This window comes from Amycolatopsis sp. NPDC051372 (assembly GCF_040682095.1).
Classification (GTDB): Bacteria; Actinomycetota; Actinomycetes; order Mycobacteriales; family Pseudonocardiaceae; genus Amycolatopsis.
On record NZ_JBFBAF010000004.1, the window covers coordinates 124,820 to 137,112 of the forward strand.

Annotated in this window: 12 protein-coding genes; 10 read left to right on the forward strand and 2 right to left on the reverse strand. The window is 69.7% G+C overall.

What is annotated here, in order from left to right:
• Positions 1 to 230 precede the first annotated feature (230 nt).
• From AB0M56_RS08020 to AB0M56_RS08030, 3 genes are all read left to right on the forward strand, one after another.
• A complete protein-coding gene (locus tag AB0M56_RS08020; protein WP_354864395.1) occupies positions 231 to 470 on the forward strand; it encodes an exodeoxyribonuclease VII small subunit in 240 nt (79 codons plus the stop codon).
• Positions 471 to 558: 88 nt separating this feature from the next.
• Positions 559 to 1,614 carry a class II fructose-bisphosphatase gene (gene glpX / locus AB0M56_RS08025; RefSeq protein WP_364172195.1) on the forward strand — a complete coding sequence of 352 codons (1,056 nt, stop codon included), beginning with the start codon at positions 559 to 561 and terminating at the stop codon, positions 1,612 to 1,614.
• Between the two features lie 17 nt (positions 1,615 to 1,631).
• Positions 1,632 to 2,402 (forward strand): serine protease, encoded by a 771-nt coding sequence (locus AB0M56_RS08030; protein ID WP_364172196.1) that lies wholly within the window; start codon positions 1,632 to 1,634, stop codon positions 2,400 to 2,402.
• A 1-nt stretch (position 2,403) separates the two neighbouring features.
• On the opposite strand, the gene AB0M56_RS08035 is transcribed toward AB0M56_RS08030, so the two are convergent.
• Positions 2,404 to 3,375 carry an NAD(P)/FAD-dependent oxidoreductase gene (locus AB0M56_RS08035; protein ID WP_364172197.1) on the reverse strand — a complete coding sequence of 324 codons (972 nt, stop codon included), beginning with the start codon at positions 3,373 to 3,375 and terminating at the stop codon, positions 2,404 to 2,406.
• A 137-nt stretch (positions 3,376 to 3,512) separates the two neighbouring features.
• On the opposite strand from AB0M56_RS08035, the gene AB0M56_RS08040 reads away from it, so the two are divergent.
• The 5 genes from AB0M56_RS08040 to AB0M56_RS08060 all read left to right on the forward strand — a co-directional run bounded on the left by AB0M56_RS08040 (position 3,513) and on the right by AB0M56_RS08060 (position 8,919).
• Positions 3,513 to 4,910 (forward strand): class II fumarate hydratase, encoded by a 1,398-nt coding sequence (locus AB0M56_RS08040; RefSeq protein WP_364172199.1) that lies wholly within the window; start codon positions 3,513 to 3,515, stop codon positions 4,908 to 4,910.
• Positions 4,911 to 5,182: 272 nt separating this feature from the next.
• On the forward strand, positions 5,183 to 5,473 hold the full coding sequence (locus AB0M56_RS08045; RefSeq protein ID WP_364172201.1) for an FmdB family zinc ribbon protein: 291 nt from the start codon (positions 5,183 to 5,185) through the stop codon (positions 5,471 to 5,473).
• A gap of 174 nt (positions 5,474 to 5,647) precedes the next feature.
• Positions 5,648 to 6,901: a formamidase gene (gene fmdA / locus AB0M56_RS08050; protein WP_364172203.1), complete on the forward strand. Its 1,254-nt coding sequence runs from the start codon at positions 5,648 to 5,650 to the stop codon at positions 6,899 to 6,901.
• A 95-nt stretch (positions 6,902 to 6,996) separates the two neighbouring features.
• Complete coding sequence (locus AB0M56_RS08055) at positions 6,997 to 8,157, forward strand: urea transporter (RefSeq protein WP_364172205.1); 1,161 nt, start codon at positions 6,997 to 6,999, stop codon at positions 8,155 to 8,157.
• 180 nt (positions 8,158 to 8,337) lie between these two features.
• A complete protein-coding gene (locus AB0M56_RS08060; protein WP_364172207.1) occupies positions 8,338 to 8,919 on the forward strand; it encodes an NAD(P)-dependent oxidoreductase in 582 nt (193 codons plus the stop codon).
• 149 nt (positions 8,920 to 9,068) lie between these two features.
• On the opposite strand, the gene AB0M56_RS08065 is transcribed toward AB0M56_RS08060, so the two are convergent.
• A complete protein-coding gene (locus AB0M56_RS08065) occupies positions 9,069 to 9,905 on the reverse strand; it encodes a helix-turn-helix domain-containing protein (RefSeq protein ID WP_364172209.1) in 837 nt (278 codons plus the stop codon).
• A gap of 103 nt (positions 9,906 to 10,008) precedes the next feature.
• Between AB0M56_RS08065 and AB0M56_RS08070 the strand changes: the two genes are divergently transcribed.
• Together AB0M56_RS08070 and AB0M56_RS08075 are read left to right on the forward strand one after the other, a co-directional pair.
• Positions 10,009 to 10,596 carry an NAD(P)H-dependent oxidoreductase gene (locus AB0M56_RS08070; RefSeq protein WP_364172210.1) on the forward strand — a complete coding sequence of 196 codons (588 nt, stop codon included), beginning with the start codon at positions 10,009 to 10,011 and terminating at the stop codon, positions 10,594 to 10,596.
• 66 nt (positions 10,597 to 10,662) lie between these two features.
• Positions 10,663 to 12,186 (forward strand): ATP-dependent DNA ligase, encoded by a 1,524-nt coding sequence (locus tag AB0M56_RS08075; RefSeq protein ID WP_364172212.1) that lies wholly within the window; start codon positions 10,663 to 10,665, stop codon positions 12,184 to 12,186.
• Positions 12,187 to 12,293 lie beyond the last annotated feature (107 nt).

Consider the following 12,293-nt stretch of genomic DNA (forward strand, 5'->3'; position numbering starts at 1 on the left):
CGCCCAGCGGGTGGTCGGACGCGCCGGCCGGGATCGCGTACGGCTTCCCGCCGACCACCCACCGTGCACATGCGGGACAAGTCGCTCCGCTCGCACCAGCGCCTGGTCTCAAGCGGTGTCTGCAGGCGGGAGGCCGTGTCCAGCCGGCGTAGCGGTCCAGCGCCGACCGACACCAGCGCGGTACTGTGCCCGGACAGCCCTGTGCATCGGAACATCGGAGAGCGTCGAGCGTGAGCGAAGCAGGCAGCGAAACCGCCGGACTCGGTTACGAGCAGGCGCGCGACCGGCTGGTCGAGGTGGTCAGGGAGCTCGAAGCCGGCGGACTGTCCCTGGAGCAGTCACTAGCGTTGTGGGAAAAGGGCGAGGAGCTCGCCAAGGTCTGCGAACGCCACCTGGAGGGCGCGCGCGAGCGGATCGAGGCCGCGTTGGCGTCCGTCGAGAACACTGAGAATTCCGACGACGCACAGTGATGTGCACCATGCGCGACTGAATCGTTCAGGTGACGCGATCATCTGAGACACTGTTCTCCCGCCGAATTCCGCGATCCGGGAGGCCCGCATGAGCACCGCCAGTGACCCACGTCGCGAAGCACCCGACCGCAACCTCGCCATGGAGCTGGTCCGCGTGACCGAAGCCGGGGCGATGGCTGCCGGCCGTTGGGTCGGCCGCGGCGACAAGATCGGAGGCGACGGAGCCGCCGTCGACGCGATGCGCCAGCTCGTCTCCACCGTCTCGATGCGCGGTGTCGTCGTCATCGGCGAGGGCGAGAAGGACGAAGCGCCCATGCTGTTCAACGGCGAAGAGGTGGGCAACGGCGACGGCCCCGACTGCGACGTCGCGGTCGACCCCGTCGACGGCACCACCCTGATGGCCAAGGGCATGCCCAACGCGCTGGCCGTGCTGGCCGTGGCCGAGCGCGGGGCGATGTTCGACCCGTCGGCCGTGTTCTACATGGAGAAGCTGGCCGTCGGGCCGGACGCCGCGGGCAAGGTGGACCTGGCCGCGCCGATCGCCGAGAACATCCGGCGCGTGGCGAAGGCCAAGAACTCCAGCGTCGGCGACGTGACCGTGTGCGTGCTCGACCGGCCGCGCCACGAGCAGATCATCAAGGAGATCCGCGAGGCCGGCGCGCGCATCCGGTTCATCTCCGACGGCGACGTCGCCGGCGCCATCGCCGCGGCCCGCCCGACGACCGGTGTCGACATGTTGATCGGCATCGGCGGCACGCCGGAAGGCATCATCGCCGCGTGCGCGATGAAGTGCCTCGGCGGTGAGCTGCAGGGCCGGCTGTGGCCCAAGGACGACCTGGAGCGCGAGAAGGCGCTGGCCGCGGGCCACGACCTCGACCGCGTGCTCACCAACGACGACCTCGTGCGCGGCGACAACATCTTCTTCTGCGCCACCGGCGTCACCGACGGAGACCTGCTGCGCGGCGTGCACTACCGCGCGGGCGGCGCCACCACGCAGTCGATCGTGATGCGGTCCAAGTCCGGCACCGTCAGAATGATCGACGGTTACCACCGGCTGGAGAAGCTGCGGGCCTACTCGTCCGTGAACTTCGACGGCAACCTCGACGTGCGCGAGGACGAAGACGTCGTCCCGCCTCTGCCCTGACCCCAAGGAGTCGCCAGGTGCCCAAGCGGTTGTTCGCGCTGCTGCTCACGTTGTTCGCCGCAGTGGCATTGACCGCAGCGGCGCTCGCCGCCGGCAGCGCGACCGCCGGGCCGGCGATCGTCGGCGGGACCGGCGCCGACGAGCCCTACCCGTTCGCGGTGTCGATGCACACCGAATCGGGCACGCTCTTCTGTGCCGGCTCGCTGATCGCACCCACGTGGGTGGTAACCGCGGCCCACTGCGTGTCCGGAAAGGACCCGGCGACGCTCACGTTCCGCTTGGGCACCAACGAAAGCGACTCCGGCGGCGAGACGGCCCAGCCGGCGGAGATCGTGCTCAACCCGCACTTCAACGCCTCGACGCAGACGGGTGACATCGCGCTCGTCCGCCTCGCCGCGCCCGCGAAGACGGCGCCGATCACCGTCGGAGGCGCCGCCGCGCCGGGCACCCCGACCCGGGTATTGGGCTGGGGCCAAACCTGCGCCACTCCCGGCTGCGGCGGCCCCGTGCCGACGTTGCGGCAGCTCGACACGCACCTCGTCGAGGGCGCCAAGTGCACGTCGTCCTTCGACGGCACGGCCGAGCTCTGCACCGACAACCCGTCCGGCAAGGCCGGCTCCTGCTACGGCGACTCCGGCGGCCCCGAGCTCACCCGCGACGGCGACCGCTGGTCCCTCATCGGCGTGACCAGCCGCCCCGGCAACGGCTCCCCGACGTGCGCGACGGCCCCGTCGATCTACACGTCGGTGCCCGCGTACGCGCCGTGGATCGCGTCGAAGACCGGCTGAGTCACTCGGCGTTGCTGGAGTGGCCCGGGAACAGATGCGCGTCCGGGTCGAGCGCCACGGCGATGTTGTTCACCGCCGTCGCCGCCTCGCCGAAGCCGGTCGCGATGAGCTTCACCTTGCCCGGGTAGTGAGCCACGTCCCCGGCCGCGTACACGCGCGAGCGGGCCGTCGCCATCGTCGAGTCGACCGTGATGGCACGGTGGTCGATCTCCAGGCCCCAGCTCTCGATCGGCCCCAGATCGGCCGTGAACCCCAGCGCGGCGACCACGGCGTTGGCCGGCAGCGTGAGGTCCTCGCCGCCCTTCACCGACACCTCGACGCCCTCCAGAGCACCCGAAGACGACTCGACGAACCGCGTCACCTCGGCGTCGGTGACCAGCGGCACGCCCAGCTCCCGCACCTGCCGCACGATCGACTCGGCCGCGCGGAACTTCCCGCGCCGGTGCACCAGCGTCACGCTCGCCGACACCGGGTGCAGCGCCAGGCACCAGTCGAACGCCGAGTCCCCACCGCCGACCACGACCACGTGCTGCCCGGCGTGGACCTGCAGCGACGGCACGAAATGAACCATTCCGCGCCCCAGCCAGCCGTTGCCCGCGGGCAACGGGCGGGGCGTGAACTCGCCGATCCCGGCCGTGATCAGCACGGCGCCGGCGCTCAGCACGTCGCCGCCGTCGAGGGTCAGCTCGACGCGGTCTCCCACCGTTTCCAGCTTCTCGGCCTTGCGGCCCAGCAGGTACGCCGGGTTCCACGGCGCGGCCTGGTCGACGAGGCCTTGCACCAGGTCACGGCCGCGGACGGCCGCGAAGCCACCCACGTCGTAGATCATCTTCTCGGGGTACATCGCGGTGATCTGCCCGCCCGGCTCCGGCAGGGAATCGACCACGGCCATGGAAAGGCCGCGGAATCCCGCGTAGTAGGCGGCGAACAGCCCGGTGGGCCCGGCGCCGATGATCACGAGGTCGTAGTCCATTTAGCTCGCTCCAGCCAGTGGTGGTTGGCGGTGATCGAGAACACAGCCATCCTAGTGCTATCCGGCGGGTGAATTACCGGATCGAGGTGGGCGACGCCACCCCGCCGGATGCGCGAAACAGGGCCAGAATCGAGGGTATGGCAGAACAGGAATACCGGATCGAACACGACACGATGGGTGAGGTCCGCGTCCCGGTCGACGCGCTCTACCGCGCGCAGACGCAGCGTGCCGTGGAGAACTTCCCCGTCTCCGGCCGCGGTCTCGAGCGCGCTCAGATCCGCGCGCTGGGCCTGTTGAAGGCCGCCGCCGCGCGCGTGAACCAGAAGCTGGGCGTGCTGGACGCGGACGTCGCCGAGGCCATCGCCGCGGCCGCCGACGGCGTCGCCGAGGGCAAGTACGACGACCAGTTCCCGATCGACGTGTTCCAGACCGGCTCGGGCACGTCGTCGAACATGAACGCCAACGAGGTCATCGCGACGCTCGCCACCCGCGCCCTCGGCCGCGACGTGCACCCGAACGACCACGTCAACGCCTCGCAGTCGTCCAACGACACGTTCCCGACGACCATCCACGTGGCCGCCACGGAAGCCGTGCTCACCGACGTCATCCCGGCCCTGGAGCACCTCGCCGGCGCGATCGAGACGCGCGCGCAGGAGTGGGCCGACGTCGTGAAGTCCGGCCGCACGCACCTGATGGACGCCGTGCCGATCACGCTGGGCCAGGAAGCCGGCGCGTGGGCCGCGCAGATCCGCTTCGGCATCGAGCGCCTGCAGTCCGGCGTCGGGCGCCTCGGCGAGCTGCCCATCGGCGGCACCGCCGTCGGCTCCGGCCTCAACGCCCCCGACGGCTTCGGCGCGGCCGTCTCCGCGGAGCTGGCCGCGCTGACGGGCCTGCCGCTCACGGAGGCCCGCAACCACTTCGAGGCGCAGGCGACGCAGGACAGCGTGGTCGAGACGTCCGGCCACCTGCGCACCATCGCCGTGTCCCTCAACAAGATCGCGAACGACCTGCGCTGGCTCGGTTCCGGCCCGCGCACCGGCCTCGCCGAGCTGGCCCTGCCGGACCTCCAGCCGGGCTCCTCGATCATGCCGGGCAAGGTCAACCCGGTCATCCCGGAGGCCACGCTGCAGGTCGTGGCCCAGGTCGTCGGCAACGACGCGGCCGTCGCCTTCGCCGGCGCGGCGGGCAACTTCCAGCTCAACGTGAACCTGCCCGTCATCGCCCGCAACGTCCTCGAGTCGGCCCGCCTGCTGGCCGCCGTCTCGCGCCTGCTGGCGGACAAGGTCTTCAACAGTGTCACCGCCAACGTCGAGCGCACCCGGCAATACGCCGAAGGCTCGCCGTCCATCGTGACTCCGCTGAACTCCTACATCGGCTACGAAGCCGCGGCGGCGGTGGCGAAGCAGGCACTCAAGGAGCTCAAGACCATTCGCGAGGTCGTGATCGAACGTGGCTTCGTCAAGGACGGCAAGCTGACGGAAGAGCAGCTCGACGAAGCTCTCGACGTCCTGCGCATGGCGCGCGGCGGCAAGTAGGGATTTCCGCCTTACGGCCCGCTTCCCGGCTCTTCCGGGAAGCGGGCCGTTAGTCGTTTCACCGCGCTGTGCGGCCGACGAACCGTCACCGCAAGTGGACAAGGCGTATCTCTACGCACAAATTCATTCCGGCGTATCGCTTCATTGTGCGTGAAACACAGGGCTGGTAACGTCGCTCACCGCTCTGATTTCCTTTTCCGCAGCGCAGTTTGATCACAGCGCAGTTTGATCAATTCCGCCGCGAAGAGAGAGCAAGCAGTTGGGAGGCTGCGATGGCGACGTATCAATATCGATGCGCCCGGGACGGTGTCTTCGAGGTGCGCCTGCCGATGGGGACGGCCTCACCGAGCTCACCGTGTCCGGCCTGCGGTGGCGAAGCGGCCCGGAACTACTGCGCGCCGATGCTGTCACTGGCGCCACGTGAGCTGGTCACGGCCATCGACCGGACCGAGAAAACTCGCGACGAGCCGGCTGTGGTGTCCGCGATACCTCCCGCTCGTGGCCGGTCGCGCGGGCCGGCACCGACTTCGAACCCCGCGCTGCGACGTCTGCCGAGACCGTAGGCGAACGCGGCCCAGCCTGCGCCCTGCCGGGCAATGGCCCGCTCGCTGGGCCGGCGAAGAACAATTTGCGGCTGATGCCCGGAGTGCTCTGCGGAGCCGCCACGCTCCGCGTTGCGGAGGCGCGCAGCACGCACATTGCCGGGTCGGTCACCCACCAAGCTGTCGGGAGATACCATGCCGCAAGTTGTTTTCTCACTCGATTCCACAAAGAAATTCTCTGAACAAGCAATTGTCGGCCACAACCGGTGGCACGGGGATATTCCCGCCCAGGTTCAGGTCAAGCCGGGAGACTCGTTCCGCGTCGACTGCCGCGAATGGTTCGACGGCGCGATCCACAACGACGATTCCGCCGAAGACGTGCTGAACGCGCCGCTGCCCACCGTGCACGTGCTCAGCGGGCCGATCGCGGTCGAGGGCGCACAGCCGGGCGACCTCCTCATCGTCGACATCCTCGACGTCGGCCCCATCCCGCAGGAGGACTCGGGACCGCTCGCCGGCCAGGGCTGGGGCTACACCGGCGTCTTCGCCACCAAGAACGGCGGCGGCTTCCTCACGGAGTGGTTCCCCGACGCGTACAAGGTGGTCTGGGACTTCATGGGCGGGGTCGCCACCTCGCGGCACGTCCCCGGGGTCTCGTACACCGGCATCGTGCACCCCGGGCTGATGGGCACGGCTCCTTCCGGTGAGCTGCTCGCCAAGTGGAACGCGCGCGAACAGGCGCTGATCGACACCGACCCGGACCGGGTGCCACCGCTGGCGCTGCCCCCGCTGCCGGATTCCGCGATCCTCGGCAGCCTCACCGGTGCCGACTTCGACCGGGTCGCGGCGGAGGCCGCACGCACCGCACCGCCGCGGGAGAACGGCGGGAACCAGGACATCAAGAACTTCACCAAGGGAACCCGGGTGTTCTACCCGGTCTTCGTCGACGGCGCGAAACTCTCGATGGGCGACCTGCACTTCTCGCAGGGCGACGGCGAAATCACGTTCTGCGGCGCCATCGAGATGGGCGGGTTCATGGACCTGCACGTCGACCTGATCAAGGGCGGGATGGAGACCTACGGCGTCTCCGAGAACGCGATCTTCATGCCGGGCAACGTGGAACCGCTGTACAGCCAGTGGCTCGCATTCTCCGGCACCTCGGTCACGCTCGACGGAACCCAGCACTACCTCGACTCGCACCTGTCGTACCAGCGGGCCTGCCTGCACGCCATCGACTACCTGCAGAAGTTCGGCTACAGCGCGATCCAGGCGTACATGATCCTTGGCTCCGCGCCGATCGAGGGCAGGCTCTCGGGCGTGGTCGACATCCCGAACTCGTGCTCCACCGTGTATCTGCCCACTGCGATCTTCGACATCGACGTGCGTCCTTCGGCCTCCGGCCCGGCGCAGGTCGAACAGGGAATGAGCGTGCCGACGGCGAGTTTCTGACGCCCGCACCGGCTCGGTGACCGGGCGGGAGGCGGCCTGTCTCCCGCCCGGTCCGGCACGTCGAGAAAGCACTCCACCCGCCGGAGGAGGCGGTCATGACCACAGCACCACCTGAACGCGGCCACCACGGGCCGTGGCGATGGATCAACGGCACCATGCCCGAGGTCGACGAACGGGCGCTGAAGGTGCCCGTAGTCGGGTTCGTCGAGTACTGCCTGCGCGGGATCGGGCAGGTGGTGTTCATGAACAGCCCGATCACGGGCGCGTTCATCCTGCTGGCCACGTGGCTCCAGGAGCCGTGGCTCGGATTCGGCGCCACAGTGGGGGTATTGGCCTCGACCCTCGCCGCACTGGCACTGGGGTTCGACAGAGACGCGATCCACGCGGGTCTCTACGGGTTCAACGGTGTGCTCGTCGGCCTCGGGCTCGCGCTGTTCCTCGCACCCGAATGGGACGCGATTGTCATCGTGTGGATCATCGTGCTGAGCGCGGCGTCGTCGATCCTGATGGCCGCGCTCGCAGCGGCGTTCGGCGGCGCGTGGGGCGTGCCCCCCTTCACACTGGCCTTCAACATCATCACGCTGCTGTTCCTGATCACTGCACTGCACATCACGCGTGGGCGGCTCGGCGAGGCGATCACCCCGGCGGCGCCCGAGGTAAACGGGCCCGCTGTGCGGACGTCACTGCGGGCGAGCGCCGACGCGGTCGGCAACACCGACGTTGTGGCCGTGATCAACGCCATCTTCCGCGGCATCGGCCAGCTGTTCTTCTGCAACAGCATTTTGGCCGGGGTCCTGATCATCGTCGGGATCGCGTTCTGCTCGCGGATCGCGGCGATCTTCGCGCTGGTGGGCTCGGCGGTCGGGATGCTGACCGGCATGGCCCTCGGTGCCGACGGCGTGCTGATCTACAACGGCCTGTGGGGCTTCAACTCGTTCGACGCCGCGCTGGCGATTGCCGGTGTGTTCTACGTGCTGACCTGGCGCTCGGCAATACTCGGTGTGCTGTGTGCGATCTTCACCGCCTTGCTCTTCGGCGGCATCGGGTCGATCTTCGTGCCGTGGGGCCTGCCCGCGCTCACCCTGCCGTTCGTCTTCGGGACGCTGACGTTCGTGCTGCTGAAGGGCACGTCGAAGTACTTCGAGTGGGTGCCGCCCGCGGAGGTCGTCACCCCTGAGGAACACCTGCGGCGCGCGCACCGCGAACACGCCATGGCGGCCTCCAGCAACCCCCAGCGGCAAACCGAAACCCCGTGACCTGTCCGGTCACTCGGCTGGGCTGAAGGGAACCTCTGGCCGGCGTACCTGTCCGCACCGCGAATGCGCCGAAGCTGAAGCTCGCGATCACGGCGGGGATCGGCTCGGACCACGTCGACCTCGCCGCCGCGATCGACCGGGATCACGGTCGCGGAGGTCACCTACTCCAACAGAGTCAGCGTGTCCGAACACGTCGTGATGATGATCCTTTCCCTGGTGCGCAACTACCTTCCGGCGCACCAGCGGGTGCTCGACGGCGGCGGGAACATCGCCGACTGCGTCGCCCGCTCCTACGACCTCGAGGCAATGGACGTCGGCACTGTCGCCGCGGGTCGGATCGGGACCGCGGTGCTGCGGCGGCTGAAGCCGTTCGACGTCCGAGTGCACTACACCGACCGGCACCGCTCCCGGAGGAGCGGCCAGATCAAGCGGGGCGCCTACCTGGTCAACACGGCGCGGGGAAAGATCTGCGACCGGGACGCGGTCGTGCGGGCCCTGGAATCCGGTCAGCTGGCCGGGTATGCCGGCGACGTGTGGTTCCCGCAGCCCGCGCCACAGGTCCACCGGTGGCGGACGATGCCGCACCACGGCATGACCCCGCACACGTCCGGCACCTCGCTGTCGGCGCAGGCCAGGTATGCCGCCGGGACGCGAGAAATCCTCGAGTGCTACTTCGCGGGCCACCCGATCCGCGACGAGTACCTGATCGTCGAAGGAGGCAGCCTTGCCGGGACCGGCAAGCATTCCTACAGTTCGAAGTGACAGCCCTTCGTGATCGGCACGAGCGAAGGAAAACCTCGTACGCGGGGCGGGCCAGACCGGGTCACCCGCCGGCGATTGGCACGCCCTGGTCCGTCGGGCAAGCCGCGACCCTGGTCGAGTCGGCGCACGCCGGCGGGCGCCCGAATGTTTCAGGAGATGACCCGGAGCCGCTCCGGTGGCCGGAGGCGGAGTTCCGCGACCGCCCGAGCCGTTTCTTCGTCGTCCGGCAGGAAGACGACCAGCTGCTGCGCGTCCTCCGCGAGTTCCAGCGTCTCCCTGTTCAGCCGCAACGAACGTCCGCCCGGGTGGTTCAGCCGCAGAACTCCACGTGGTGGCACGACGGTCGAGTTCAGCCGGCTGGTGAACTCCGGACCGGCGACGGGCGCGAGTTCCACCGTGAGCCACTCCGAGTTCTCGACCGCGGGGCCCAGCCACAGGTCGAACGCCCGCTCGTCCGCGACCTCGGCCCAGTCGGCGAAGAACGCGCGAGCACGGGGGTCGGTGAAGACGTAGCGGGTGAGGTTCGGGGCCTCGGCGTCGAGCAGCCCCGTTCCGCTCGTCACCGCGGCGAAGCCGCTGGTGTGGGCGAGGACGTCGCCCAGCCGGTTGGTCACCGCGGCGATGCCGGGTTCGAGCAGCCGGAGCGTTTGGAGGACCGGGGCACGCACGTCCCGCCGCACGGGTTCGGGCCGGACGTGGGCCGTGCACTCCCCGCCGGTGATCTTCGTGAGGTAGCGCAGGTGGGTGCGTTCGACGGCGGCCAGGCTGAGCGCGTCGGCGAGGGCGTTCACAACCGATACGGAGGGGTTGCGGTCGCGGCCCTGCTCGATTCGCGTGAGGTATTCGACGCTGACGCCGGCCCGCGCTGCGAGGTCGGACCGCCGCAGGCCGGGCGAGCGGCGACGGCCGTGCGAGGGCAGGCCCAGCGTGTCCGGCTGGGTGCTGTCGCGCTTGGCCCGGATGAAGTCCCCCAGCGGTGTCCCCATGTCACCGAGCATAAGCCGATTCCGGCGTGCTCAGCGTGGCCGTAAGGGGGCCAGCCTGAGCGCGGTCTGGTTGCGGGCGCGGCTGAACCCCACGGTGGTGACCATGGCGAACAAACTCGTGATCATCGTCGGCAGCGTCCGCGACGGCCGGTTCGGCCCCACCGTCACCTCATGGGTGGCCGAGCAGGCCCGGGAACACGGCGGGTTCGAGGTCGAGGTCGTCGACCTGGTGGACGTCGAGATCCAGCTGTCGCTGCCCGAGGCATCCCCCAAGTACGCCGGCGGCAGCTACCCGCGCCCCGCCGGGATGGCGACGCTGACGGCGGCACTGGAGAGCGCGGCCGCGTTCATCGTGGTCACCCCGGAGTACAACCACAGCTACCCGGCGTCGCTCAAGGCGGCCATCGACTGGCACTTCTCGCAGTGGACGGCCAAGCCCGTCGCATTCGTGAGCTACGGCGGCGCGGCCGGCGGGCGGCACGCCGTGCTCCACCTGGAGAACGTGCTGACCGAGCTGCACGCGGTGACGATTCGCGACGGCCTCACTTTCCCGAACTACTTCACCGCATGGGAGGCCAGCCGGCCGCTCGACCCGCAGGCCCCTGCGTACGCGAAGACGATGCTCGACCAACTGGCCTGGTGGGCGGGCGCGCTGAGGACGGCGCGCGAGGCCGAGCCGTACCCCACCTGAGGGTGTTTTCCCAGTTCAGGACCATTCCACCGGGAAACTGTCGGTGCCTCGGGTCATGATGGTCGGGTGCTGCTCACCCAGATCGTCACCGCGTCCGCCGAGCTGGCGGCCACCCGGTCGAGGAAGGCGAAGATCGCCACCCTCGCCGCGGTGCTGCGCGCCGCCGAGACGACCGAGCTGCCGGCGGTGATCGCGTACCTCACGGGGCAGACGGCGCAGGACCGGCTGGGCGCGGGGTGGCGCACACTCGCGGAGCTGGCCGTCGAGCCGGCCCCGGAGCCGAGCGTCGAGGTGCGGGAGGTCGACGAGGCGCTCACGGAGGTCGCGGCGGCTTCGGGGGCGGGGTCGGTGAAGCGGCGCGCGGAGGTGCTCACGGCGTTGTTCACGCGGCTCACTCGAGGCGAGCAGGAGTTTCTCTTCCGGCTGGTCACCGGAGAGCTGCGGCAGGGGGCGCTGGAGGGCGTGATGGTCGACGCCGTCGCGGCGGCGGCCGAGGTCGATGCCGCGGACGTGCGGCGGGCGTTCATGTTGTCCGGCAAGCTTTCCGTCACGGGCTATGCGGCGATGACGGGCGGTGCGGCGCGGCTGGCCGAGTTCCGGCTCACGCTGGGGCGCCCGATCAAGCCGATGCTCGCGTCGCCCGCGGAATCGCTCGACGAGGCGGTGGCGGAACACGAGCACGCGATCGTCGAGTACAAAATGGACGGTGCGCGCATCCAGGTGCACCGGGCCGGCGAGGAAGTACACGTCTACACGCGCACGTTGCGGGAGATCACGTCCAGCGTCTCCGAGCTGGTGGACCTCGTGCGGGCGCTGCCGTGCGAGTCGGTGGTGCTCGACGGCGAGACGCTCGCGCTCACCGACGACGGCCGGCCGAGGCCGTTCCAGGAGACGATGAGCCGCTTCGGCAGCACGCGGGAGGAACAGGTGCGGGCGCTGCTGCTCCGGCCGTACTTCTTCGACTGCCTGCACCTCGACGGTGTGGACCTGCTCGACGCGCCGCTGTCGGAACGCAACGCGGCGCTGCGGAAGGTCGCGGGCGAGCACGTGATCCCCGGCGAGGTGGAGCCGGCCGACGCGGCGGCGGTGCTCGACGCGGCGATGGCGGGTGGCCACGAGGGCGTGATGGTGAAGGACCTGGCGTCGCCGTACGCGGCGGGGCGCCGGGGCCGGGCGTGGCTGAAGGTGAAGCCGGTGCACACCATCGACCTGGTCGTGCTCGCGGTGGAGTGGGGGCACGGGCGGCGCACGGGCACGCTGTCCAACCTGCACCTCGGCGCGCGCGACCCGGACGGCGGGCCGCCGATCATGGTGGGCAAGACGTTCAAGGGCATGACCGACGAGCTGCTCGCGTGGCAGACGAAGCGGTTCCAGGAGATCGAGACCCACCGCGACAGCTACACCGTGTACGTGCGGCCCGAGGTGGTCGTGGAGATCGAGCTCGACGGTGCGCAGATCAGCACGCGGTATCCCGGCGGGCTGGCGCTGCGGTTCGCGCGCGTGGTGCGGTACCGGCCGGACAAGGAAGCGGCCGACGCCGACACGATCGACACCGTGCGCGGTCTGCTGCGCGGTGATCGGGCCGAATGACATCCGGACACCAGCGGCCAATTCGCCCGGCCGAGGCCGAAAGGCCAGACGAAAGTCGATGTTGTGCCCTCCGGTGATGCATGAGAGTGGGCTGTACCGCACCGCTC

Coding starts and splice junctions, on each gene's coding strand:
- glpX (WP_364172195.1), top strand. CDS start 559: ATGAGCACCGCCAGTGACCCACGTCGCGAAGCACCCGACCGCAACCTC.
- AB0M56_RS08035 (WP_364172197.1), bottom strand. CDS start 3,375: ATGGACTACGACCTCGTGATCATCGGCGCCGGGCCCACCGGGCTGTTC.
- AB0M56_RS08040 (WP_364172199.1), top strand. CDS start 3,513: ATGGCAGAACAGGAATACCGGATCGAACACGACACGATGGGTGAGGTC.
- AB0M56_RS08045 (WP_364172201.1), top strand. CDS start 5,183: ATGGCGACGTATCAATATCGATGCGCCCGGGACGGTGTCTTCGAGGTG.
- fmdA (WP_364172203.1), top strand. CDS start 5,648: ATGCCGCAAGTTGTTTTCTCACTCGATTCCACAAAGAAATTCTCTGAA.
- AB0M56_RS08055 (WP_364172205.1), top strand. CDS start 6,997: ATGACCACAGCACCACCTGAACGCGGCCACCACGGGCCGTGGCGATGG.
- AB0M56_RS08065 (WP_364172209.1), bottom strand. CDS start 9,905: ATGGGGACACCGCTGGGGGACTTCATCCGGGCCAAGCGCGACAGCACC.
- AB0M56_RS08070 (WP_364172210.1), top strand. CDS start 10,009: ATGGCGAACAAACTCGTGATCATCGTCGGCAGCGTCCGCGACGGCCGG.